General features: G+C 62.8%; 23 protein-coding genes. 15 read left to right on the forward strand and 8 right to left on the reverse strand.

Features of this window, described 5'->3' with window-relative positions; translation table 11 throughout:
• Positions 1-63: 63 nt before the first annotated feature.
• Positions 64-1,914 (reverse strand): DNA primase, encoded by a 1,851-nt coding sequence (dnaG, locus tag ACOEQ1_RS00700; RefSeq protein WP_419757321.1) that lies wholly within the window; start codon positions 1,912-1,914, stop codon positions 64-66.
• A 9-nt stretch (positions 1,915-1,923) separates the two neighbouring features.
• Positions 1,924-2,382, reverse strand: a complete 459-nt coding sequence (locus tag ACOEQ1_RS00705) for a GatB/YqeY domain-containing protein (RefSeq protein ID WP_419757322.1) — start codon at positions 2,380-2,382, stop codon at positions 1,924-1,926.
• Positions 2,383-2,465: 83 nt separating this feature from the next.
• Between ACOEQ1_RS00705 and carA the strand changes: the two genes are divergently transcribed.
• The 8 genes from carA (at position 2,466) to ACOEQ1_RS00745 (ending at position 12,675) form a co-directional block, all read left to right on the forward strand.
• Entirely contained in the window at positions 2,466-3,899 is a 1,434-nt protein-coding gene (gene carA / locus ACOEQ1_RS00710) for a glutamine-hydrolyzing carbamoyl-phosphate synthase small subunit (RefSeq protein ID WP_419758601.1), read from the forward strand.
• 3 nt (positions 3,900-3,902) lie between these two features.
• Entirely contained in the window at positions 3,903-7,145 is a 3,243-nt protein-coding gene (gene carB / locus ACOEQ1_RS00715; protein ID WP_419757323.1) for a carbamoyl-phosphate synthase large subunit, read from the forward strand.
• A gap of 122 nt (positions 7,146-7,267) precedes the next feature.
• Positions 7,268-7,741: a transcription elongation factor GreA gene (gene greA, locus ACOEQ1_RS00720; RefSeq protein WP_419757324.1), complete on the forward strand. Its 474-nt coding sequence runs from the start codon at positions 7,268-7,270 to the stop codon at positions 7,739-7,741.
• A gap of 11 nt (positions 7,742-7,752) precedes the next feature.
• Positions 7,753-8,952: a threonine ammonia-lyase gene (locus ACOEQ1_RS00725; RefSeq protein ID WP_419757325.1), complete on the forward strand. Its 1,200-nt coding sequence runs from the start codon at positions 7,753-7,755 to the stop codon at positions 8,950-8,952.
• 442 nt (positions 8,953-9,394) lie between these two features.
• Positions 9,395-10,393 (forward strand): LacI family DNA-binding transcriptional regulator, encoded by a 999-nt coding sequence (locus tag ACOEQ1_RS00730; protein WP_419757326.1) that lies wholly within the window; start codon positions 9,395-9,397, stop codon positions 10,391-10,393.
• Positions 10,394-10,453: 60 nt separating this feature from the next.
• The gene (locus ACOEQ1_RS00735) at positions 10,454-11,632 is read left to right on the forward strand and encodes a benzoate/H(+) symporter BenE family transporter (RefSeq protein WP_419757327.1); all 1,179 of its coding nucleotides are present in this window, start codon (positions 10,454-10,456) and stop codon (positions 11,630-11,632) included.
• A gap of 249 nt (positions 11,633-11,881) precedes the next feature.
• Positions 11,882-12,307, forward strand: a complete 426-nt coding sequence (locus ACOEQ1_RS00740; RefSeq protein WP_419757328.1) for a PadR family transcriptional regulator — start codon at positions 11,882-11,884, stop codon at positions 12,305-12,307.
• Positions 12,308-12,336: 29 nt separating this feature from the next.
• The gene (locus ACOEQ1_RS00745) at positions 12,337-12,675 is read left to right on the forward strand and encodes a DUF2218 domain-containing protein (protein WP_419757329.1); all 339 of its coding nucleotides are present in this window, start codon (positions 12,337-12,339) and stop codon (positions 12,673-12,675) included.
• Here the strand turns inward: ACOEQ1_RS00745 and ACOEQ1_RS00750 are convergent.
• From ACOEQ1_RS00750 to ACOEQ1_RS00760, 3 genes are all read right to left on the reverse strand, one after another.
• Positions 12,660-13,382, reverse strand: a complete 723-nt coding sequence (locus ACOEQ1_RS00750; protein ID WP_419757330.1) for a haloacid dehalogenase type II — start codon at positions 13,380-13,382, stop codon at positions 12,660-12,662. The genes ACOEQ1_RS00745 and ACOEQ1_RS00750 overlap by 16 nt on opposite strands.
• Before the next feature lie 103 nt (positions 13,383-13,485).
• Complete coding sequence (xth, locus tag ACOEQ1_RS00755; RefSeq protein ID WP_419757331.1) at positions 13,486-14,280, reverse strand: exodeoxyribonuclease III; 795 nt, start codon at positions 14,278-14,280, stop codon at positions 13,486-13,488.
• A 15-nt stretch (positions 14,281-14,295) separates the two neighbouring features.
• Entirely contained in the window at positions 14,296-14,640 is a 345-nt protein-coding gene (locus ACOEQ1_RS00760) for a HesB/IscA family protein (RefSeq protein WP_419757332.1), read from the reverse strand.
• A 51-nt stretch (positions 14,641-14,691) separates the two neighbouring features.
• On the opposite strand from ACOEQ1_RS00760, the gene ACOEQ1_RS00765 reads away from it, so the two are divergent.
• Genes ACOEQ1_RS00765 through ACOEQ1_RS00790 form a run of 6 tightly spaced genes read left to right on the forward strand, consistent with a single transcriptional unit; the run spans position 14,692 to position 20,923 of the window.
• Positions 14,692-15,840, forward strand: a complete 1,149-nt coding sequence (locus ACOEQ1_RS00765) for a deoxyguanosinetriphosphate triphosphohydrolase (protein WP_419758602.1) — start codon at positions 14,692-14,694, stop codon at positions 15,838-15,840.
• Between the two features lie 8 nt (positions 15,841-15,848).
• Positions 15,849-17,636, forward strand: a complete 1,788-nt coding sequence (gene argS, locus ACOEQ1_RS00770) for an arginine--tRNA ligase (protein ID WP_419757333.1) — start codon at positions 15,849-15,851, stop codon at positions 17,634-17,636.
• A complete protein-coding gene (locus tag ACOEQ1_RS00775; protein WP_419757334.1) occupies positions 17,637-18,467 on the forward strand; it encodes an SPOR domain-containing protein in 831 nt (276 codons plus the stop codon).
• Between the two features lie 2 nt (positions 18,468-18,469).
• Positions 18,470-19,471 carry a beta-N-acetylhexosaminidase gene (gene nagZ, locus ACOEQ1_RS00780; RefSeq protein WP_419757335.1) on the forward strand — a complete coding sequence of 334 codons (1,002 nt, stop codon included), beginning with the start codon at positions 18,470-18,472 and terminating at the stop codon, positions 19,469-19,471.
• Entirely contained in the window at positions 19,468-20,169 is a 702-nt protein-coding gene (locus ACOEQ1_RS00785) for a site-2 protease family protein (protein WP_419757336.1), read from the forward strand. The genes nagZ and ACOEQ1_RS00785 overlap by 4 nt, the downstream gene beginning before the upstream one ends.
• A 25-nt stretch (positions 20,170-20,194) precedes the next feature.
• Positions 20,195-20,923, forward strand: a complete 729-nt coding sequence (locus ACOEQ1_RS00790; protein ID WP_419757337.1) for a segregation and condensation protein A — start codon at positions 20,195-20,197, stop codon at positions 20,921-20,923.
• Here the strand turns inward: ACOEQ1_RS00790 and ACOEQ1_RS00795 are convergent.
• Positions 20,889-21,314: a hypothetical protein gene (locus ACOEQ1_RS00795; protein WP_419757338.1), complete on the reverse strand. Its 426-nt coding sequence runs from the start codon at positions 21,312-21,314 to the stop codon at positions 20,889-20,891. The two genes, ACOEQ1_RS00790 and ACOEQ1_RS00795, sit on opposite strands and share 35 nt — an antisense overlap.
• A 116-nt stretch (positions 21,315-21,430) precedes the next feature.
• On the opposite strand from ACOEQ1_RS00795, the gene ACOEQ1_RS00800 reads away from it, so the two are divergent.
• Positions 21,431-22,663, forward strand: coding sequence for a hypothetical protein (locus ACOEQ1_RS00800; protein ID WP_419757339.1), 1,233 nt, complete (start codon positions 21,431-21,433; stop codon positions 22,661-22,663).
• Positions 22,664-22,702: 39 nt separating this feature from the next.
• On the opposite strand, the gene ACOEQ1_RS00805 is transcribed toward ACOEQ1_RS00800, so the two are convergent.
• Together ACOEQ1_RS00805 and ACOEQ1_RS00810 are read right to left on the reverse strand one after the other, a co-directional pair.
• Positions 22,703-23,161, reverse strand: coding sequence for a hypothetical protein (locus ACOEQ1_RS00805; RefSeq protein ID WP_419757340.1), 459 nt, complete (start codon positions 23,159-23,161; stop codon positions 22,703-22,705).
• 23 nt (positions 23,162-23,184) lie between these two features.
• Positions 23,185-24,435, reverse strand: a complete 1,251-nt coding sequence (locus ACOEQ1_RS00810) for a hypothetical protein (RefSeq protein WP_419757341.1) — start codon at positions 24,433-24,435, stop codon at positions 23,185-23,187.
• Between the last annotated feature and the right edge of the window lie 44 nt (positions 24,436-24,479).

Raw genomic sequence — 24,479 nt, forward strand, 5'->3', positions numbered from 1 at the left:
TGGGTACGCTCGTCTTTGTCCAGCCTCGTGACCGAGGCGTCAGTCTGGTCGTCGTGCCCGTCATCATGCGGTCGCATCCATCTCTCCGCGGCGGACGCGGTCCCAAGATAAGGTGAGCGCGATCAGTTTGCGCTGGTTGATCTCGGTGGGGTCGGCCACGAAGTCCCGCTCAGCTAGCTTGAGGTCCGCCTCGATATGGGGCCCGCGCATGAAACCGTAAATCTGCCACCAGTGAGAGGCCGCTTCAGCGGGTGCCGCACCCGGCATCGCACAGGCCGGCAGCGGACGCGCGTCAAGGACGGCTGACACCATCGTATCGTATCCGAGCCGGCGGAGATGGGCGTTCAACGCTTCCGAGTCAAGAACGGGATGGGTGTCCAACCATGCTCGCAGCGCATCGCGCAAGTGCGCAAGCTCGTGGGGCAGGTCCAGCATGTCGAAGGGCTCCTCGAGATCTGGGAGGAGATCGGGATGCGTGAGGAGAATAGCGAGCAATACGCGCCCGCGCTCCGCATCCTGCGTCTCTTCACTCACCCTGGGCCGCGGCCCAATCGGCACCGGCGGTGGTTGATTGCCGCGAAATGGTGAGCCACTGGCGCGCCGCTGGACATTGCGTCCAGAGGAACTTGCCGAAGCCGCACGGAATTCCTGGAACCAGCGCCCTGTGAGGGTTGCACGGTAGGTCTCCCCGAGTGCGCGATCAGGGATGGCGCGCGCGATCTCCTGCAGGCGATTCTTGAACGTCGCCCAGCCTTCGTTCGAGATCGGGCCGACCTCATCCTTAATGAGGCCGTAAATGGCAGCTCCGAGATCGTCCCGCGCGAGTTCGTCCGTCATCCCCTGCCGCCCGCGGCGGCCGACGACAGTGTCCGGATCCTCGCCCTCCGGAAGAACGACGATGCCGATGCTGCGTTCCGGCGCTAGCCGCGGAAGCGCCAGGCCGATCGCCCGACGACCGGCTCGGCGGCCAGCGGCATCTCCATCGAAGCAGAAGACCGGACGTTCATCCTGCTGCCACAGCGCATCCATCTGCTCGGGAGTGATGGCGGTGCCAAGCGGTGCCACGGCAGGGACACCTGCCTGGGAGAGCGCGATCACGTCCATGTAACCCTCGACCACCACCAAACCCTGTCGCCGCCCTGTGCCATCGCGCTTCGTTATCTTTGCGAGGTCGCTCTTCGCAAGATCGAGGCCATACAAGGTGCGGCGTTTCGAGAACAAAGCCGTTTCGGGTCCGTTGAGATATTTCGGCTGTCCCTCACCCATTATCCGGCCACCGAAACTGATCACGCGTCCACGCGGATCGCGGATCGGGAACATCACCCGCCCGAAAAACAAATCGATGGCGCGGCCATCTTCCGGCTGCTTCGTCAACCCGGCCTCAGAGAGCTGGCGTGGCTCGACCCCCGCTCGCGCCAGATCTGCCGCCAAAGCGCCGCGCCCCGCGCCCGAATAGCCAAGACCGAAGCGGCTGATCGTTTCGTCCGTGAGGCCGCGGCGCCGGAGATAGTCGAGCGCCGGCCGCCCCTCGGGCGTCGCAAGCCGCGCCTCGAAGTTTTTGGCCGCCAGTGCCAGCACCTCATGCAGGTCCGTTCGCCGACGCTCGGCGGCGACGGCGTCCGGCGATGCACGCGGCACTTCGAGCCCGGCCTCGGCGGCGAGCGTCTCGACCGCCTCCATGAAACCGGCGTTCTGCGTCTGCATGACGAAGCCGATGGCGTCGCCATGCGCGCCGCAGCCGAAGCAGTGGTAATGGTCGGCATAGACGTAGAAGGACGGCGACTTCTCGTTGTGGAAGGGGCAGCAACCTTTCCAGTCGCGGCTGGAGCGCGTCAGCTTCGTCCGTCGCCCGATAAGCGCCGGAAGCGGCGTTCGAGCACGCAATTCATCGAGAAAGGACGGTGGAAGCGCCATACGCTTGGGTTAACCTGCGAGCGCCGCTTTCACAATCGCGCCGATGCGGCCCATGTCGAGCGCCGCACCATATTGCGACTTCAGCGCGGCCATGACGCGGCCCATGTCCTTGGAACCCGTCGCGCCCGTAGCAGCAACAGCTTGCGCCGTAGCTGCACGCATCTCTTCCTCGTTCAGAGCCCGCGGCAGAAATTCCTCGATGACGGCAATTTCCGCCTGTTCCTTGGCCGCAAGCTCGGGACGACCGCCTTTCTCGTAGAGCTCGATCGCCTCCCGGCGTGGCTTGATCATGCCCCGCAGCAGAGCAAGCACGTCCTCATCGGCTATGCGATCGACGCCCTTAGGGCGAGCGGCGATGTCGGCATCCTTTAGCTTGGCCATGATCAGGCGGATGGCGGAGAGGCGCTCGGCCTCGCCCGCCTTCATGGCGGACTTCATCGCGGCGCTGATGTCGTCTCTGATGCTCATGGTCCATCTCCAACTTCGGGAAGTTTTTTACCATTCCCAGTGGCAGCATTGAAATGGGAAAAATCTTCCCGTATGTGGACGGCATGCCCCTACAGGTCAATGACATCGTCCAGCGCCTCGGTGGTCCAGAAGCCGCGGCCCGCCTCACCCATGTCAGTGCCGAAGCGCTGCGCAAGTGGAAGCAGTCGGGCGTCATCCCGTCGAAGCATTGGCGGACCATCATCGCCGCCACCGGCCTTTCCCTGGGCGATATGCCCGGCGGCCCGTTTGCCCTCGCACCGAAGGACAGCCCGATCATGCCGGATGCGCCCGACCCTGCCGCGAACACCGACGTGCCCGAGGGGGCGACCGCCGTGCTTGTTCTGTCGGACGGCAGCCTGTGGTGGGGCCGGGGCTTCGGCGCGCACACCCTGCCGGGCAGCGGCCGGGTCGGTGAGGTTTGCTTCAACACGGGGATGACCGGCTACCAGGAGACGATGACGGACGCCTCGTTCGCCGGGCAGATCGTCACCTTCACCTTTCCCCATATCGGCAATGTCGGCGCCAATCCGCAGGACGACGAGGCGACGACGCCCGCTGCTCTCGGCCTCATCACCGCCCAGGATATCACCGAGCCGAGTAACTGGCGGGCGCGGCACGGCTTCCTGGACTGGCTGCGGGCGATGGACCTCCCCGGGATCGGCGGCATCGATACGCGGGCGCTGACGATGCGCATCCGGGACGGCGGCGCGCCCACTGGAGTTCTGTGCTTCCCAGCCGACGGACGCTTCGACATCGCAGCGCTGCGCGCCCAGGCCCAGGCCTGGCCTGGGTTAGAGGGGATGGATCTCGCGAAAAGCGTCTCCTGCACCCAAACCTACGAGTGGGACGAGACGGTCTGGCAGTGGGGCGAGCCACCCCAGCCTGAAGATGGCGGCCACCAGCATGCGCCGCGCCATCATGTCGTCGCCGTGGATTACGGAGCCAAGCGCAATATCCTGCGCAGCCTCGCCTCCGCCGGGTGCCGGGTGACGGTCGTGCCGGCGACAGCGACCACGGAAGAAATCATGCGCCACAAGCCCGACGGCGTGTTCCTGTCGAACGGCCCTGGCGACCCGGCTGCCACGGCCGTCTATGCCGTGCCCGCCATTCAGGGCGTGATGGCGCAACGGGTGCCGATCTTCGGCATCTGTCTCGGCCACCAGTTGCTCGCCCGCGCTCTGGGTGCCGAAACCTACAAGCTAGACCTCGGCCATCGCGGGATGAACCAGCCGGTGAAGGATCTTGCAACCGGGCGCGTCGAGATCACCAGCCAGAATCATGGCTTCGCGGTCGACGAGAAAACGCTGCCCGAGGGGGTGACCGTCACGCATGTCAGCCTGTTCGACGGGAGCAACGAAGGGATCGCGGCGCCGATGCAGCGCGCCTTCTCGGTGCAATACCATCCCGAGGCGAGCCCGGGCCCGAGCGACAGCCACCATCTGTTTCATCGCTTCACGGCGATGATGGACGCCGAGCCTGCTGCCGGGGAGGGCTGAGACATGCCGAAACGCACCGACATCCGCTCGATCCTCATCATCGGCGCGGGGCCCATCGTCATCGGGCAGGCCTGCGAATTCGATTATTCCGGTGCGCAGGCGTGCAAGGCGCTGCGCGAGGAGGGCTACCGGGTCATCCTCATCAACTCCAATCCTGCGACGATCATGACGGACCCGTCACTGGCCGACGCGACCTATATCGAGCCGATCACGCCCGAGATCGTCGAGCGCATCATCATGCGCGAGAAGCCGGATGCGCTGCTGCCCACAATGGGCGGCCAGACCGCATTGAACACGGCATTGGCGCTGGCCCGCTCAGGCGCGCTGGCGCGATTGGGTGTGGAGCTGATCGGTGCGAAGGCCGAGGTCATCGACCGCGCCGAGGACAGGCTGAAATTCCGCGACGCGATGACGGAGATCGGCATCGAAAGCCCGAAGAGTGCAATTGCCCACAGCTTGGCTGAGGCGCGCGCGGCGCTGGCGGAAGTGGGGTTGCCTGCCGTCATCCGGCCGAGCTTCACGCTGGGCGGCACGGGCGGCGGCATCGCCTACAACAAGGCTGAGTTCGAGCGGATCGTCACGGGCGGACTGGAAGCCAGCCCGACAACCGAGGTGCTGATCGAGGAAAGCGTGCTCGGCTGGAAGGAGTACGAGATGGAGGTCGTGCGCGACAGCGCCGACAACTGCATCATCATCTGCTCGATCGAGAACGTGGACCCGATGGGAGTGCATACCGGCGATAGCGTGACCGTCGCCCCCGCGCTGACGCTGACCGACAAGGAATATCAGCGTATGCGCGACGCGTCCGTCGCCTGCCTGCGGAAGATCGGCGTCGACACCGGCGGATCGAACGTTCAGTTCGGCCTCAACCCCGCCGACGGTCGCATGGTCATCATCGAAATGAACCCGCGCGTTTCGCGGTCCTCGGCGCTCGCATCCAAGGCGACAGGTTTCCCGATTGCCAAGATCGCCGCGAAGCTGGCTGTGGGCTACACGCTCGACGAGCTGAGAAACGACATTACCCGAACAACGCCGGCAAGCTTCGAGCCCACGATCGATTATGTCGTCGTGAAGATCCCGCGCTTCACCTTCGAGAAGTTCCCAGGAACGCCAGCCTTACTCTCCACCAGCATGAAGTCGGTAGGCGAGGCGATGGCGATCGGACGCTCCTTTGCCGAGGCACTGCAGAAAGGGCTGCGAAGCATGGAGACCGGCTTCTCGGGCCTCGACGAGATAGAGGCTCCGGGAGATGGTTCGGAGGAGGCATATCGCACTGCGCTCTCCGCACCCCGGCCGGATCGGCTGGTCATGGCGGCGCAGGCGATCCGCGCCGGGCTCAGCCTCGAGGAGATCCACGACTGCTGTAAATTCGATCCGTGGTTCCTGGGAGAGCTCAAGCGGATCGTCGATGCGGAGCGTGTCATTCGCGCGCAAGGGCTGCCGCAAACGGCGCTCGGCTTGCGGCGTGTGAAGGCACTTGGCTTCTCCGATCAGCAACTGGCCAAGCTCAGCGGCCAAAGCCCGGCGGCCGTTGGTGAGTTGCGTTCCCGGCTCGGCGTCCGCCCGGCGTACAAGCGCATCGACACCTGCGCCGCGGAGTTCGCCTCCGCCACACCTTATATGTACTCAACCTACGAAACGGGCTTCGGGGCCCCCGTATGCGAAAGCAGTCCGACGGACCGGCGGAAGGTCATCATTCTCGGCGGCGGACCGAATCGCATCGGGCAAGGCATCGAGTTCGACTATTGCTGCGTCCACGCATCCTATGCGCTGAAGGAAGCCGGGTTCGAGACCATCATGGTCAACTGCAATCCGGAAACTGTCAGCACGGACTACGACACTTCGGATCGTCTCTATTTCGAACCGCTCACCGCCGAGGACGTCATCGCGCTCATACGTCGTGAGCAGGATAATGGCACCGTCCTCGGGTGCATCGTGCAATATGGTGGGCAAACACCGCTGAAGCTTTCGCAGTCGCTGGCCGCCGCAGGTATTCCGCTTCTTGGCACAAGCGCCGACGCTATCGACATCGCCGAGGACCGCGAGCGCTTCCAGGTGCTGCTGCATAAGCTCGGCCTGCGCCAACCGGAGAACGGCATCGCGCGGTCGACCGAAGAGGCCGAGGCAATCACCGAGCGCATCGGCTTTCCGGTCGTCATCCGGCCAAGCTACGTGCTCGGCGGGCGCGCGATGGAAATCGTGCATGACCGCACGCAGCTCGCCCGCTACATGCGCGAGGCGGTCCGTGTCTCCGGCGAGAACCCCGTGCTCATCGACCGGTATCTGAACGACGCCATCGAGGTCGATGTGGATTGCATCGCCGACGGCGAGCAGGTGTTCGTCGCGGGTGTCATGGAGCATATCGAGGAAGCCGGCATTCACTCGGGCGACAGTGCCTGTTCGCTGCCGCCCTATTCGCTGTCGCCGGCGATCGTCGAGGAGCTCAAGGCCGAGACGGTCGCGATGGCGCGTGCGCTTAACGTGATCGGCCTCATGAACGTGCAATATGCCATCAAGGACGGGACGATCTACGTGCTGGAGGTCAATCCCCGCGCCTCCCGCACCGTGCCGTTCGTCGCCAAGGCGACGGGAGTAGCAATCGCCAAAATCGGCGCCCAGGTGATGGCGGGCGCAAAGCTCGCCTCCTTCGATCTGGCGGATCATGCCGGAGGCCCACACGTCGCCGTGAAGGAGTCTGTCTTTCCCTTCGCGCGCTTTCCTGAGGTCGACACTATCCTGGGTCCGGAGATGAAATCCACCGGCGAGGTCATGGGGCTCGATACAAGCTTCGCCCGCGCCTTCGCCAAGGCGCAGCTTGGCGCCGGAGTGCGCTTGCCGATGACCGGCTCGGTCTTCCTGTCGGTCAAAGACTCTGACAAGGCGGCTCTCGTGCCTTTGGCGCGGCGGCTCACGGAGATGGGCTTCGGCATCATAGCCACTCGCGGCACGGCGGCGCGCATCCGTGAGGCGGGGCTCGAGGTGAGGCAAGTTTCCAAAGTCCTGGAGGGCCGGCCGCATTGCGTGGACGCTATCCAATCCGGGGAGATCCAGATGGTGATCAACACGGCCTCGACGCCTCAATCCGTGAGCGACAGCTTTGACATCCGTCGCAGCGCCCTCACCCAGGGCGTGCCGCATTTCACCACCATTGCCGGTGCCAGGGCTGCCGTTCACGCCGTAGCGGCTATGAAATCTGGACCGCTTGATGTAGCGCCCTTACAGTCCTACTTTCGTTCCCCATTCTGAGTGCCTGCTGTCGACGCAGGGGCGATGGAGGTCGGGAGGCAGGAGCCGGATCATTCCGTGATCCGGCTTCGCTGTATTTATCAACACCAGTCCGAACGGACTGACGACTGCGAGGACACCGCGTGCAGAAATTTCCGATGACCGGGCCCGGCCTTGTTCGACTTGAGGCAGAGTTGCGCCAGCTGCGCAGCGAGGAGCGGCCAGCGGTTATTCGTGCCATCGCCGAGGCCCGAAGTCATGGCGACTTGAGCGAGAACGCCGAGTATCATGCAGCGCGGGAGCGTCAATCATTCATTGAGGGCCGCATCCAGGAGCTGGAGGAGATCGTGGGGGCGGCTGAGGTGATCGACCCAGCCACGTTGTCCGGTGAGCACGTGAAATTCGGCGCCCATGTCAAGCTGGTGGACGAGGAAACGGAGAAGGAGGCGAGCTATCAGATCGTCGGTGTCCACGAGGCCGACATCAAGCAAGGCCTGCTATCCGTGTCATCGCCGCTCGCCAAGTCTCTCATCGGCAAGAAGAAGGGTGACAGCGTTTCGGTGCCTGCCCCTGGTGGAGACCGTTCCTACGAGATCATCGCCGTCCGCTTCGGCTGACTGCCGGAGACATGACCCCCACCTTCGCCGACATCGAGGCGGCGGCAAACCGCATCGCCGGACGGGTATTGCGTACGCCGGCGGTGCGGAGCGATAGCCTCAGCCGCGCGACGGGGGCCGATATCGTCCTCAAGCTCGACAACCTTCAGGCGACTGGGGCCTTCAAAGAACGCGGGGCTGCCAACCGCTTGGCGCTGCTGACACCTGCCGAGGCGCAGCGCGGCGTGGTCGCCATGTCGGCTGGGAATCACGCGCAGGCAGTGGCGCGGCATGCGCATCTGTTGGGGGTTCAGGCTACCATCGTAATGCCGAAGTTCACCCCGACGACGAAGGTAACGCGCACGGCATCCTGGGGCGCACGGGTCGTGCTGCATGGCGAGATGCTGGCCGAGGCCGCGGCCCATGCGCATCACCTGGCGGAGACGGAGGGGCTGGTTTTCATCCATCCCTACGATGATCCGGGGATCATTGCGGGCCAGGGAACACTGGCCCTCGAACTGTTGCAGGATTTCCCGGATCTCGACGTGCTGGTGGTGCCGGTCGGCGGAGGTGGCCTGATCTCCGGCAGCGCCATCGCTGCGCTCGCGATGAAGCCGGACATCGAAATCTTAGGAGTCGAGGTAGAGGCCTATAGCGCCATGGCGCAGCGGCTTGCCGGAAAGCCCGTATCTGTCGGCGGCTCGACCATCGCCGAGGGCATTGCAGTTCGCGATGTCGGCGAGCTGCCCATGGCAATTCTGCGGGAACTGGGCGTTGAGGTGCTGCTGGTGCCGGAAGCCGCGATCGAGCAGGCGATCGCGTTGCTCGCTGAGGGTGCGAAGCTTGTTGCCGAGGGCGCGGGTGCAGCTGCCCTGGCCGCAGTCCTGCACTACCCCGATCGCTTTGTCGGGCGGAACGTCGGAATTCCAATTTGCGGCGGCAACATCGATCCCCGCATTCTCGCCAACACACTTTTGCGCAATCTTTTGCGAGATGGGCGGCTTGTGCGGCTCATCATGGAGATGCCGGATCGCCCCGGCATGCTTGGCGACATCTCAACCCGCATTGGCGACGAGGGTGGAAACATCATCGAGGTTGCGCATCATCGGCTGTTTACGTCTCCGACGGTGCAGGCGGCGCAGCTTGAGATCATGATCGAGGCGCGTGATGCCGCGCATGGCGCTTTCATCGAGTCAAAGCTGCGCGAGCGCTACATCGTCCGGCGCGCATAGTCTCGCCTGCCAGTTGCGACCGCGTCGCATAATCTTCAGCTGCTTCACGCTAACATTGATTGCCATTCATCACTGAAGCGAACGCGAGACGACTTCTTCACCTCCGGGTTCGTTGTTGGGTCAAGACGGCATATCTGCGTTGGGCAGTGGATTAAGTGAACTGCCGATGTTTCGGCTGGCGATCAGCATGAAACGGTTCGACCGTCTTATTCCGTTGGACGGCGATTTTTCTGCGTGAAATACGTATGGGCTTCATCACGGCAGCCGCGCTATCCTTGGCGCGTGGGGGAACTTCTTCCCCATCAATTTGATCCGGCGTTTGTACGCCTCACAAGTTTCGCTCTAGGGATCGCCGATGAAGGACAGACTTCCGCGGGCGACACTGGCCATGCCCGAATGGTCGGCAGGGAAGGAGAACGGGCGCCGGCCTACGATCCGTGACGTGGCGCGGCTTGCCGGTGTGGCTGTGAGCACTGTAAGTTACGTGGTCAATGGAACAGGCCAAGTCTCCGCCGAGACACGTCTTAAAGTCGCGAGCGCTATCGATGCCGTCCAGTACGAGCCGAACCTTCTAGCGCGCAACCTGAAAGCGGGACGGGCAGCCTCCATAGGGTTGATCGCGCCTGACCTCCTGAACCCATACTTTGCTTCCGTAGCGGCAGGCGTTCAAGACGTGGCGCAGTCACGAGACTTGCTTCTTGTTCTTTGCACAACGCAATCAACGCCCCGCTGGGAGGATTATTACAGTCAGGTGCTGCGCGCGCGTCGCGTCGACGGGCTGATCTTCTTGAGTGGTTCAGGCATGTTGACCCCATCCATCGTCGAACTCCTCCAGAAGGACAGCGTCGTTCTCGTCGATGAACGTCTTCCAGATCTGGCAGTGCCGACAGTGACCGCCACTAACCTTGCGGGGGCGCGGTCCGTCGCCGAGCATGTTCTGGCTCACGGCCACCGCCGTATCGGCATCATCAGCGGGCCGCCATCGCTCTGGACCGCGAGCCAAAGAATGGAGGGCTACCAGGAGGCGCTGGCCGCGCGGGGGATCGACCCCGGAGCCGCGCTTGTGGCCACCGGGGACTATCGACAGGATTCGGGATATGAAGGTGCGCGCCTGCTGCTTGACCGGCCGAAATCCGACCGCCCGACGGCGTTGATCTGTGCCAACGACCTCATGGCCGTTGGCGCCATGCTCTATTGCAGGGACACCGGCCTCCGCATCCCGCACGACATCAGCCTCTGCGGTTTCGATAACATTCCTCTGGCGGGGCTTATCGAGCCTGGCCTGACCTCCGTCGACCAATGCGGACGCAGCTTGGGCAAAGCGGCCTGCCGTCTGCTGCTCCGCTTGATTTCGCCGCAAGAGGACGACACCGACTCGATCGATTTGGACTATCCGACGAGGTTGGTGATCCGCGCTTCGGTTGGACCCCCGCCGCAATAACATTGCCAGTTGACCCTGATGCCGATTCTGCGGCTCGTCGCCGGGAAAGGCCAGGTGGCGATGCAAGCAGCGATTCGGGACGACATATCTCTTCAGGCGACAGGTGCCGGGATGCTGGCGGCCTTCGTCGGGTTTGGTTCCTCATTCGCCGTGATCATTCGCGGCGTGACTGCCGCCGGAGCAAACCCTGCTCAGGCAGCGTCAGGTCTGCTGGCGCTCTGCGTCATGACCGGGATCTGCGGCATTTTACTTAGCCTCAGGACGCGCATGCCGATCATTGTGGCGTGGACAACGCCGGGAGCCGCGCTGCTGGCAAGTGGGCCTCCCGTTCATGGCGGTTTCGGCTACGCGATCGGCGCGTTCCTGATTGCCGGCATGCTGATCATCCTGGCGGGGCTTTGGCCGGCGATGAGCCGGGCTGTCGGGGCAATCCCGCGCTCGCTCGCAAGCGCCATGCTGGGCGGGATCGTCTTTGGTCTCTGTCTCGCGCCTGTTCTGGGGCTTCAGGAAAAGCCCGGCTTTATCGTCATCATCCTTGTGGTCTGGGTGGTCGTGGGACGGCTGAAGCGGGCGCTCGCGGTGCCGGCGGCGGTCGTGGTTGCGGTTGGCCTTGCAGCCCTCGATCTGCATGGCGGAGCGGCGCTGTCCCTGAAGCCGCAACTTGTTTGGGTAACCCCCCGTTTTTCGCTTTCGACGATCGTGAGCCTCGCCATACCGCTGTTCGTCGTCACCATGGCCGGGCAGAACATTCCCGGCTTCGCGGTGCTCAGCATGAACGGATACCGTCCCCGACATGCAACTCTATTGGGGGCGACAGGTCTCGCCACCGTGCTGGTGGCACCCTTGGGTGCAATCCCGATCAACTTGGCGGCCATCACAGCTGCGATGTGTGCAAGCCACGAAGCCCATGCCGATCCGCGCCGCCGCTGGTGGGCCAGTGCCGTCGCCGGTGGCGTCTACGTGGTGATTGGCCTGTTCTCAGGACTGATCACGACCTTCATTGCGCGCTCGTCGCCGGTGCTGATCACGGCCGTAGCCGGTATCGCGCTCTTTGGCGCGCTGGGAAGCGCGGTAGCCGGAGCCACGGCTGAGCCGAGGGAGCGCGATGCAGCGATGGTGACCTTTATCTTCGCGGCGTCAGGATTTCGCATTTTGGGCATCGGCGGCGCTTTCTGGGGGCTACTGGCGGGCGGTGCGATCTTGGCCGCGCAGACCCATAGACGCGGAAGAGATAGCTAAGATATATCTTTACTCCGATGTGTTTCGATATATCTTCGAGTTGTCGAAAACTGAGGAGACGACATGTTTGGACGTTGGAGAGATGAGAGCAGCGACACGGGCCGACGCTTTGTGCGCGAGGATGGCAGGTCGGGGGGGGATGATCGTGGCCGGCACCGAGGTGGGCACCATGGCGGGCCAGGGCACCATGGATTTCGTGAGGGAGGTGGTGGTCGCGGCCGGGTCTTCGATCAGGGTGAATTGCGGTTCGTGCTGCTCGCACTGATCGCCGAGGCACCGAGCCATGGCTACGAGATCATCAAAGCGATCGAGGATCGGCTGGGCGGCAGCTATAGCCCGAGCCCTGGCGTGATTTACCCGACGCTGACCCTGATCAACGAACTCGGCTTCGCGACTGTGAGCGAGAGCGGCGGTGGACGGAAGCTCTACACCATCACCGAAGAGGGAGGCGCCCATCTGGCCGAGAACAAGCCCGTGGTAGACGCTGTCTTTGCCCGCATGCAACGGGCCTCGGCCGCTACGGCGGGCGGACGGTCACCGCAGGTCGTGCGCGCTATCGAGAACATGAAAACGGCGCTCAGGCTGCGCCTTTCGCGCGGACCTCTCGGCGATACCGAGGCTCAGGCGATTGCCGATGCCCTGGATGCCGCGGCGCGCGCTATCGAGAGAGCTTGAGACGCGATCAATCGAGAAGGTTTACTGAGATGGATGAAGTTAAGAATGTCACCGAACTACATTCCGTATCGTGGTGGGAAACGGGGAACGCGGCGCGCTACATGGCGCAACTCTGCAAGCACTTTGCGCACAAGCTGCCGGTGACGCTCAACGAGCGTGACGGCCAGATCGTCTTCACCGCGGGTGTCTGCGATGTGGCGGCGGACGAGACGGGCCTTCGGCTGCGGGCTTCGGCCGAGGACGAAGTGGGGCTGCAACAGGTTCAGTCGGTCGTGATCCGGCATCTTCAGCGTTTCGCTTTCCGGGAGATGAATGAGGAAGCGGCGGCTGCGATCGAATGGATGCGTGTTTCTCAGAGTCCGAGCTGATCAGCGAGATCCTCGAAGTCGCGCGCGATCACGTCCCAATCCTGCTCGGGGAGCAGGTCCGTAGCTTGCCCCGGACCGTGTTCCGCTGGGCGGGGGACGAAGACTATCTTCAGCCCGCAGGCGCGGCCCGCTGCGAGGTCGCTATTATGGGCGGCAACGAGGCCAATCTCCTCCGGCCGCATGCCGAGAACATCCGCCGTTCGCAGATACGATTCCGGCGTGGGCTTGTAAGCCTGGACGATCTCGGCTCCCAGGATGACATCCCACGGCAAGCCCGCGCGCTTGGCCATCTCGGTCAATAGAATGATGTTGCCGTTCGAGAACGGAGCGATCATGAAGCCGCTCCGAAGGCGCTGTAGCCCCGGCAAGGCGTCGGGCCATGGATCCAGCCGATGCCAAGCAAGATTGAGTTCGTCCAGAGCTGCGGCTGGCAAATTCGCGGGCTTGATGCCGAAATCCGGCAGTATCGCTTCCAGGTTCTCCCGATGGAGTACATCGAGACGCGTGAACGGACGCCGCCCGCTACGGACTTCTTCCATGGCCGGATTGTAGCGCTGGCGCCATGCATCGGCGAAGTCGCTCGGGTCGATGTCGTGCGCCGCATGCTGGATGAGGAAGGCAGCCGCCTCGCGAGCGACGCCGCTCCGCCAGTCGACGGTGGTCCCGAACGTATCGAAGATCAGGGCCCGGACGCGGTTCAGTGTCATCTGTATTGTTCTCCACGATCGGGTGCCCCTCGTCTTCCGATCGGCGCAGCCTCTTCGGACCGGAGACCGCAGTTCGAGGCAGAAATTGCGCCAGCAGCGTGTCCTAAGCTGCTTTAGCAGTCTCTGGCCAAACCAGATCAACTACGACAGGTACGTGATCTGATGGTTGCTCCGCTCCGCGCTCGTCCCGGTCCGGGGCGGCGGCGACCATACACTCCGCCAAACGCGGCGAAAGAAGTGCGAAGTCGATCCGCAAACCTCGGTCGCGCTCCCAGCAACCTGCCTGGTAGTCCCAGAAGCTGAAGGCCGGGGATGTCGGATGCAGCGCCCGAACCGCGTCCGTGAGGCCGTTATGAATAAGCCGCCTGAATCGCGCACGCGTCTCAGGCCGAAGCAGCGCATCGGTTGGCGGCAACGCACCGGCAGAGAAGTCCAAGGGCGAGGGACAAACGTTGAAGTCGCCGGTGACGACGAGGTCCCGGTCTTCCGCCAGCAACGCCTCGACACGGTCGCAGAGCGCATCCATCCAGGCAAGCTTGTAGGAATAACCAGCCTCTCCCCCGGAGTTACCGTTCGGCAGGTAGATGCCGATGACCGTCAGGCCCTCGGTCTCGACCTCGATGTAGCGGGCCTGCGAATCATCCGGCGTCAATCCGGGCAGGCTCCGGTGATGGATGACGATATTCCGGTGGGAGAGGGCGGCGACGCCGTTATATGCCTTTTGACCGACGACTTCGGACTTGTAGCCGAGGTCCGCGAATACTGCCGCCGGAAAAGCGTGAGCTTCGCATTTGATTTCCTGAAGCACGACGATATCGGGACGTACGCGCTCCAGCCAGCGCCTTACATGCGTCTGACGAACCCTAATCGAGTTAACGTTCCAGGTCGCGATACGCACGCCTCGTCGCCTGCCTCAGTCGATCGAGAAGCTGGTGCCGCAGCCGCAGGAGGAGGTGGCGTTTGGGTTTTTTATGGCGAAGTGCGCCCCCATGAGGGCGTCGGTATAATCCAGCTGCGCCCCGCCTAGCAGATCGAGACTGCCTGGGTCCACCAGAACACGGGCGCCTGCCTCTTCGATCACGAGATCGTCGGGAGCCGCCGGCGCCTCATCCAAATCGAACTTGTATTGGAACCCGCTGCATCCCCCGGCGAGAACAGCCACTCGTAACGCGGCCGGAGCTGGCTGGCTGCCCAATATCTCGGAGATGCGCGCCACGGCACGCTCGGTCAGGCCAAAATTCGACGTATGGGTGCTCATGCCCATACTATAGCGCGTCGAATCATCCGGTTGAAGGGCCGCCGTGCCGCCATGGAGCTTGCCCCCTATGCCGCCAAGGCAGAGACCTCACGCGGCCGCCTGATCCCTGAGCCGGACGGTGGCATGCGCGGCCCCTATCAGCGGGACCGCGACCGCGTGATCCACTCTACAGGCTTTCGCAAGCTGCAATACAAAACTCAGGTCTTCGTCAACCACGAGGGCGACTTCTATAGAACGCGCCTGACCCACAGCATCGAGGTCGCGCAGATCGCGCGATCTATCGCCCGGGCACTGCGATTGGATGAGGATCTGACCGAAGCCGTGGCGCTGGCCCACGACCTCGGTCACCCGCCCTTCGGTCATCCGGGCGAGGCTGGGCTGAACATGGCTTTGAAGGAATTCGGCGGTTTTGATCACAACGCTCAGAGCCTGCGCATCGTCACGCTGCTGGAAGCCCGCTACGCCGGGTTCGATGGGCTTAATCTGACCTGGGAAACGCTGGAGGGACTGGTTAAGCATAACGGCCCTATAACGTCCCCGACAGGCTACATCGCCGAGTTTGATGCTATCTATCCGCTTGAACTCTCCACGTATGCATCGGCAGAGGCCCAGGTTGCCGCGCTAGCGGACGACATCGCCTACCATAGCCATGATCTGGATGACGGGCTACGCGCGCATCTGTTCACCTTTGCCGACATTGAGGCGCTGCCGCTGGTGGGGGAATGCCTGGCGGAAGCCGGCGCAATGAAGCTTGGCTTGCCGGAAGGGCGGCTGAGGCATGAAACCATCCGGAGGGTGTTGGACCGGCTGGTCCGGGATGTCGTGGAGGAGAGCCGGACGATGCTCCAGCGTGTCGATCCGCAATCGGTCGATGATGTGCGTGCGGCGCCGGGCATGGTGATCGGCTTTAGCCGCCCGATGGCCGAGGCCAATCGGGCCATCAAGGCTTTCCTCTTTTCCCACATGTACCGACATTGGCGGGTGAACCGTATGGCGGCGAAAGCGCGGCGCGCGACTGCGGCCCTTGCGGCGCTGCTGCTGGAGGATCCCAGCCTGCTGCCAGATGAGTGGGGCGCGTGTGCCGGAGCCGCTGGCAGCCAGCGAGCCGCCGAGACGGTGCGGGACTACATAGCCGGCATGACCGATCGTTACGCCCGGGAGGAGTATCGCAGGTTGACCGACCTCGGTGTTCAAGGCTGATACGGGTTATGAGCCAGAATCTGTTTGCCTTCATGAGGGGTCATGTCGTGGAAGCGCTTCATGCGCTTGTACCACAACTAACATTCGAGCACTTGGCGCGTGTGGAGGTCACGCCCACACGAGACCCGGCGCATGGAGACATGGCGACCAACGCCGCCATGGTTGCGGCAAAACCCTCGGGCCATTCTCCGCGCGTGCTGGCCCAGTTGTTGGCTGAGCGCTTGGCAGCCAATCCGCTACTCGATAGCGCCGAGCCCGCTGGTCCAGGCTTTGTCAATTTACGGCTGAGCCCAGGCACGCTGCTCGACCAAATCCCTGTGATTCTCCGTGCGGGCGAATCATACGGGGACAGCACGGTTGGCGCCGGCGCCCGTGTAAATGTGGAATATGTCTCCGCCAACCCCACCGGCCCTATGCATATCGGCCACTGCCGGGGTGCTGTTGTGGGCGACGCGCTCGCGGGCGTCATGACCAAGGCCGGTTACGCGGTGACGACCGAATATTACGTCAACGACGCCGGGGGCCAGGTTCAGGCGCTGAGCTGGGCCGCCTACTGGCGCTATATGCAGGCCATCGAAAGCCCGATCACGGTGGAGCAATTTGAGGGCGCAACGCCAACCGGTCTCCAGTATCGGGGTGACTATCTTGTCCCCGTGGGACAGGCACTTGCCGATCAATATGGCACGACGCTCGCCACCGCCGAACTCGGCATCGCCGACCCGGTTTTGTGGTTCGACCGTGTGCGGGAACTGGCCCTGTCCATGATGATGACGGAAATCCGGGCTGACTTGGCGCTCCTCGGCGTCAGCCAGGCCGTTTTCTCTTCGGAACGGGCCCTTCTGGACCGTGGCGCTGTGGCTCGCGCAATCGAAATGCTCGACGCCAAGGGGCTGATCTACGAGGGAGTGTTAGAGCCGCCTAAAGGAAAGACGCCGGAGGATTGGGAGCCGCGGCCGCAAACACTGTTCCGGGCCACGGAATTCGGCGATGACGTGGACCGCCCGCTGCGCAAATCCGACGGCTCCAACACCTATTTCGCCAATGACATTGCCTATCACGCGGACAAGATAGCGCGTGGGGCAGAGGTGCTGATCGATGTCTGGGGTGCCGACCACGGCGGCTACGTGTCGCGCATGAAGGCGGTTGTGAAGGCCTTATCCGACGGCCGCGTCCCGCTCGAGGTCGTGCTATGCCAGATCGTGCACGTTATGCGGGGCGGGCAGCCGGTGCGCATGTCAAAGCGCGCCGGCACGTTCGTGACCCTGCGGGACTTACTCGACGAAGTCGGACGAGATGCCGTCCGCTTCATCATGCTGATGCGGAAATCGGACGCGCAGATGGAGTTCGACCTCGATCAGGCGGTCGCGCAGACACGCGAAAACCCAGTTTTTTATGTACAGTATGCTCATGCACGTTGCCGCAGCGTTTTACGTGCCGCGCTAGCTAACTGGGGTGCCGCTCGGGTGGCACCGGAGGCGCTGGCGGACGCAGATCTCTCCGCATTGGATGACCCACAGGAGTTGGCGCTCATCCGCCGGCTTATCAGCTGGCCACGGCTGGTGGAGGGCGCGGCGCTTGCACGCGAACCGCACCGGATCGCCTTCTTTCTCTATGACTTAGCCGGCGATTTTCATATGCTATGGAACAAGGGCCGAGACGACTCGACGCTGCGTTTCCTCCAGGCGGAGGACGAGGGTGGAACCAACGCCCGGCTTGCTCTGGTGGCGGCGACGGCCACCGTGATCCGCTCGGGGCTTTTTGTTCTAGGGGTGATCCCTGCCGAGGAGATGCGCTGAATGTGGGAAGACGAGGTTCGCATTCCGCCGCCGGGCTACCGGTCCGCCCCACAGCGACGCGCGGCTGAGGCGCGGCGAACGGTTGCAGCGGCGGGTGCTATTGGCGCGGTCTTGGTGCTGTGCGTGATCGGCTACCTTGCAGCGAGAACCGGTGGTTCGGAGGGCGTCCCGGTCATTCAAGCGCCACCCGGCTCCGTGAAGGTCAAGCCGGACGATCCCGGTGGGCTTCAGGTGAACTCGCAGACCAGCGCGCTGCTTGGAAATTCCGGATCAGGCGGGGGAGCCAATCTTGCGCCTGCCCCTGAAGCGCCCGACCCGGCCGCGCTCGCGGCGGCGGCCGATCAGGAGCAGGCGCCTGCAACCCGCGCTGCTCCGGCGCCGTCTCCAGCCCCGTCAGCAGCCGTGATATCGACGCCAACCGCCCAGGCGAATTCGATGGAGGCAGTGCCGGTGCCCTCAGTGCCGGAAATCCCAGCTCCGGCCGCACCGAAGCAGACGGTGCTGAACGTTCCCCCCTCAGCTCCGTCGGCGGGGACGCAGAACCTCGCGCAGGAAAACGATCTGCCTGCTTCATCACCGGATCACGATCATGTCCGTGTTCAACTCGCGGCGCTTGCCAGCCAAAGCGCTGCGGTTCGCGAGTGGGAGCGCCTCGCGCACCGGATGCCAACTCTGTTCGAGGGGCGGCGCCCGATCTTCGCAGAGGCGCACGTCAGCGGCCACACCTTCTGGCGCGTGCGGACCGCGGGCTTTGCTACGGTTCCTGATGCAGCCCGGTTTTGCATCGACGTTCGTGCCCAGGGGGCCGCCTGCACGGTTGCTCTCTTCTGAATGTGGTCCTGAAACCCGCCATTCTTGGTATCGCCGGTCCTATTCTGACACCGGACGAGGCCAGCTTATTCGAGCGGTTGCCGCCCGCTGGTGTGATCCTGTTCGGTCGCAACATCGTCAACCGGCGGCAGCTCGCGAGCCTGATGGAGGCGCTGCGCGCTGTGCTTCTGCCGGATGCCGTGGTTATGGTTGATCAGGAGGGTGGGCGCGTCGCACGCCTTCGTCCGCCGCATTGGGCGGCTCATCCGGCGGCAGGAATGATCGCGGCGCTCTTTGAGCGCTGCGGCCAATCCGGCTTGCGTGCGGCTTGGCTGCATGGGGCCGCTATCGGCGCGGAATGCTTGGCTGCGGGTTTCAGCATGGTCGCCGCGCCGGTATTGGACCTCGCCGTGCTAGGCCAGGACCATGTCGTCGGCGACCGAAGTTTTGGTGGCGACCCGGGTGCGGTGGCGGGGCTGGGGCTCGCGATGGCAGAGGGTCTTGCGGCGGGCGGTGTTATCGCCGTCGCCAAACATGTTCCCGGGCATGGCCGTGCCCGAACGGATAGCCACCTGGGATTGCCACGGGTTGCAGCTGAGGGCGCGGGTTGGTCTGCCGATATCGCGCCCTTCCGCCAGACGGCGAAACTTATCGGCTGTATGATGACGGCTCACATCCTTTACGAAGGCTTGGATGATATTCGTCCCGCCACGCTTTCCCCAACCGTCATCCAGTCCGTGATCCGCGGGGCGATCGGGTTTGGCGGCTTGCTGCTGTCGGATGATCTGGCGATGAACGCCCTGAAGGGCAAGCCTTTAGCTCGCGCGGAGGCCGCCTTGGCGGCTGGCTGCGACGTCGCCCTCTATTGCCCGGGTGATACGGCGGGCAATACGGCAATTCTTGAGGCACTGCCGGACGATAAGAGGCTTGGCGAGCGTCTGCGCGCTTTGCGGCCGGAGCCTGCCTTACCGAATCTGGCGGGTTGGCTGGCAGAACGTGCGGCGTTGCTGGGAGTAGGGACGTGAGCGGCGTCATATTGGAGATCATTATAGGTGCTGCAGCAGCAATTCTCGCTATCACGCTGCATGAGGCAGCCCATGGCTATGCCGCCTGGGCACTGGGTGATGACACGGCGAAACTCGCGGGACGACTGTCGTTGAATCCTGTGCGGCACATCGACCGCGTGGGCACCATAATCCTGCCCGGGATTTTGCTGATCGGTCAGCTCATAACCATTGGGCGGGTCGCCTTCATGTTTGGCTGGGCGAAACCGGTACCGGTTGCGGCCTGGCGCTTTCGAGATCCACGCCGCGGTATGATGATGGTCGCGGCAGCGGGACCAGCCATGAATTTCTTCCTCGCGTGGCTCGGGGCGCTCTGCGGCTGGTTACTGCCCTACGTCTCGCCGCGAGCCATGGCGCCTGCCGCAAGCTTTATCCAAGATTTTATCCTGGCCAATGTCGTGCTCGGCCTGTTCAACCTGCTTCCGATCCCGCCGTTGGATGGCGGTCGCATCATCGTGGGGCTTTTGCCCCTGCCTCTCGCCCAGCAATGGGCCCGGGTGGAGCGTGCGGGGATTGCCGTTGTCCTGCTGTTCATCTTCATCATCCCCACAGCGGCACGCCAACTCGGCTGGCAGTTCGACCCTGTTGGTACGCTGCTAAATCGGGTCGTGCCATGGACAATGCGTCTCGTCTTCAACCTTGCGGGCCAAAGTGTCTGAGAGCGCTTCCGATAGCCACAGTCTAATGGTCCGACTGGATGGTTTCGAAGGGCCGCTTGATCTCCTGCTTGACCTTGCGCGAAGTCAGAAGCTCGACATCGCCAATATCTCCATCCTCTCCCTCGTCGACCAGTATCTGGCGATCATCGAGGGCGCGCGCCGGGTGCGGCTAGAACTCGCCGCGGACTGGTTAGTGATGGCGGCTTGGCTAGCTTGGTTGAAGTCGCGCCTTCTGGTTCCTGCCGGGGTGGAGGAGGCGGAGAATGCCGGACTTCTCGCCGATACACTTGCTGGTCGTCTCGCCGAGTTACAAACGATGCGGCATGCGGCGAGATGGCTGGGCAACTCGCCCCAGCTTGGAGTTGATGTTTTCGCGCGCGGCATGCCAGAGGACCTGACGGAGACGGACCGTTCCGGCTTGAGGCTGGATCTGCCGGGACTGCTACGAGGCCATGTTGCAGCCCTGCGCCGGCAGGCTGCCAATCGCCGTTACATTCCCCGCCCAATGGTATGGTGGAGTGTGCAGGATGCACTGCGACGACTAGGCTTGATGATGGGTCAGGCGCCTGAGTGGACGGAGCTGCAGAATTTCCTGCCCGAGAAGATGTCACCGGAGCCGCTGGCTCGACGCGCCGCCATCGCGAGCACCTTGCTTGCAGGGCTGGAGATGGCGCGAGGAGGCGCCGTCGACCTTCGTCAGGAGGAGTGTTTTGGCCCAATCATGCTGCGGCGGGGACTAGGCCAGCCGGCGTAATGGCAGCGCCTGTCGGCTTAGCCGCGGCCATTGCCGTCGGAACATGGAGTGCCGACGCCAGCCGAGCCGCCGCTTTCTGGGCGATCGAGGCATCGGTAAGCCCGAAATGGCTCACGGCAGCGGGGACAGTCTGCTTTACATAGCCGACCATAGCGGTAAGGGCCGCACTGCGGATCGTGACGTTGCTGAGATGAGCATCTCCGGCCTCCTCCGCTAGCTGCAGCCCAAGGCCGAGCGCATTATCAAGCGCAGTGGAAATGGCGGTGCGGTGGGCTTGGTCGAGATTGAGCTTCAGCATGCTGTTAAGCTTTAGCACGACGATCGGTGCAGAAGCTGCGAATACGGCAGATGCGAGCGTAGCCGCTGCTTCCACGATTGGCGAAAGATCCATGGTCCGCTCCTGATAAATGTAAAGCGTTGTTGATCAATAATCCGCGGAGCCGTGCTCGAGCGGATTTAACAACGAACTAGAAAAAGTGCTTCACCTGTCGCCACCGACACAATATAATGATGAAGCATCGTTTTAGTCATTTCTTAAGTAGACATAAAATGTTAATAGAAGAAGACCTGGGTGCTGCCATGCACATCGCTGTGAATGAGGATCACCTGCTTCAGCGATCTTGGTGCTTTGGTCACAGTAAGAGCGTCATCTATGCGCCTCTTTTGAGGTTTGGAGCAGGAGGGCGTTTGCTAGGTTATCGCCACGCTAACGAGAACAGTTGGGCGATTTTGGATGGCAAAGTTGCTCTGTTAGATGAGGTTGGATTACCCAGCACAGTATTTGATCGCAGTTCAGTAGAGCCTGATGGGCGTCTTCGGCTTGAGGGGCGGCATCGCGACGGTTCCGTCATCCACTTTTTGCGTGAGATCGTCCTCGACGACGGCCCGGTGCCCTACTCGACGCACATTAAGCTTATGCAGCGGCGCTCCGTGGGTCGGCGGCGCCATCTGGTGGTTCTGCGCGCGAACGAGCAGTCGCTTCATTCCAGCTGGTTGCGAGACATCCCGGATGGCGACCGGTCCTGGGATCTCTGCATCTCCTATTACGGCCAGCCCGAAACATTCCCACCGGATGATTTCTCAGAGTTTGTTTGCTTTCAGAACGGACAGCGAAAGTTCAGGGCGCTTAAGAACCTTATGCATAAAGCGAGCGTCCTCTGGAGCTATGACTACATCATGTTTCCGGATGACGACCTGCAGATGAAGTGGAGTGACTTGAACATTCTATTTAACATTTGCGGCGAGTATGAACTGCAGCTGGCACAGCCTTCCCTTGATCCGGACGGCGTGATCAATCTCAAGCTCAGCCAGCAGAAGCCGGACTTCCTCCTTCGCTTTGTGACCATGGTCGAGGTTATGGCACCAATCTTCTCAGTGGAAGCCCTCAGGCGCTGTGTTCATACCTTCGACCTCAACGAAAGCGGCTTTGGTCTCGATTATGTCTGGACGAAGTTGGTTGATGGTCCGCTGACCAAAATTGCGGTCATCGACCGGGTTGCGGTTCTCCATACCAGGCCCCTTGGCGCGCTATACGACCTGAAGGCCGCAATCGATGAAGGGTATGAAGTTGCCGATAAGTTTGGATTTCTTGATCAAAATATGATCCGCGAGCTGGGCGGCATTCTCGCTCACAAGGTCTTCGATCCCGAGAATACTGAGGTAGATAAGGAACTGGCTCTCAAAAGCGCTGATACCAAACTCGATTTGAATGCGCGAGCTGCTGGTTTTTCTCCAGCTTAACGGATGGTAAATCCGCAAATAACAGTCGCTCCTTCGTCGTTAGATCCGGACCATCAGCGCAGCGCTAAGCTTCTCGATCATCTGACTAACAGCCGTCAAATGGGCCTCCATCGCCGGTAAACGGTCCACCTTCTGCGCGATTTTCGCGAACTCCGCGCGCGTCTCCGCTTTGAACTCATTCAAAGTCGCGGCTAAACGCTGCTCGACCGCCGCCAGCTCTGGCTTCGTGGCGCTCCCGTCACGAAGCTGGTTCACCTGTTGTTGCAGGGAAAGGAGCCCAGCCTGGAGAGACGTTCCCAACTCCTGCCTGGACTTCGACTCCTGAGCTTGGATCTTGTCCAGGCCACGCTCGGCGATCGCTTCCAGAGTTTCAATGTCACGCTTGGTCTCCGTGCGAAGCCTTCCGCTCTGCCCAACCAGCCAGGCCAGAGCCGACGCGTAGAGCGCGAAGATCGTGACCGTAACAGTAACGATACCGACCCAGTCATTGGCGCTCATGCTGCCTTCGGCTCCGTGCGTGATCACGTGGGGGTGCTACTGAGAGGAAAGCCGTAGCTGGTGGCTTGGACCGGGAAATTCATCGCCCAGGCCTCGCCGAGGTCGCCCGGCATGTCCCACCCTGCCGGCCAGCCGAGGGTAGAGAAGTTGTCCGTGACCGCATCGCCCCGGCCGATCTGCGTCGAGCCATAGGGGTAGAAGATTTGACACTCGGACGAGGCGCTCGCCGGCGGACTCGTCAGCGTCACAAGCAGATGCGTAGGGTCGATCCGGCTCGCAGCTGTTGCCGTAATGATAGGCCCGGGCGAGGCCACTGAGCCGCCATCCATAACGGCCCAACCGGCGCCATTGGCTGCCTGCAAAGGTAACAGGATGTCGGTGCCTGCGTCGTGGGTCAGCGTGATTAAGACCTCGGTTCCACTTTGATGGTAGGCATGGGTGATGAACGGGCCTGCTAACGGCATGCCTGAAGGTATCGAAGTGAGTGCGTCGCCAAAGCTTGCCGCGAGTGCAGCCCGGGCGGCGACATGAGCCCCCCGCACTCCGAACACGAATTCGTCTGTCTCGTCCCGATGCGCCGGATCGCCACCAGTCCAGGTGCCGTTAGCGGCATCGTAGGTGGCGCTCAACGGGATGCTATCCGCCGTCTGTGCCGCAAAGACGCGGAGGTTCTGGCTGGGTTTGGCCGCGATATCGGCGACGCTCTCGCGCACCATCTGCACGCCTGCATCGGTTTCGTAGGGTATTGCGTTCCACATTAACAGCGGCAGTTGGGCCGCCGTGCGGCCGAGCATTCCGCGCGTCAGTGCAGCCAACTGCTCCACTGTGCCGGAGTATAACGCCTTTTGGGAGTAGGGTGCGGTACTGTCCTGCTCCGTCCATGGCCAGACGATAGCTGCGATGTCCGCAAGATCCGCAGCGGTCGGGATGGCGAAGGACCCGAGTAGGAAAGCCTCGGTTGCCAGCCCGTCAGGGCCGAGCGCCCAGGTGGATGGGCTTGAGCTGTCGCCGGGGTTGGTGAGGAAGGTCCCGTTCCCAACACCGGACGGAAACAGCGGGGCGGTGGAGTTCGAGATTGGGTGACCGTTCACCTGCGTGTATCGCGCGGGGTTCAGGTAAGCGCCAGAGGGTTGGAAGACGATGTTGCCGGCGAGGGCGCCCAAGTACCAGGCAAGTCCGTTCGCCATTACCTGTGCGCCGCCGGAAGCGACAAAGTAGCTCGAGTTCGACTGTCCCATGATAAGCAATGAGACACCCTTGCGTGCGCCCAGCATCCAGCGTCTGCCGCAAGCTACGAGCGTCGTCAAGTCCGCGGCGT

The sequence above is a fragment of the Acidisoma sp. genome (assembly GCF_965199065.1).
Taxonomy (GTDB): Bacteria; Pseudomonadota; Alphaproteobacteria; order Acetobacterales; family Acetobacteraceae; genus Acidisoma.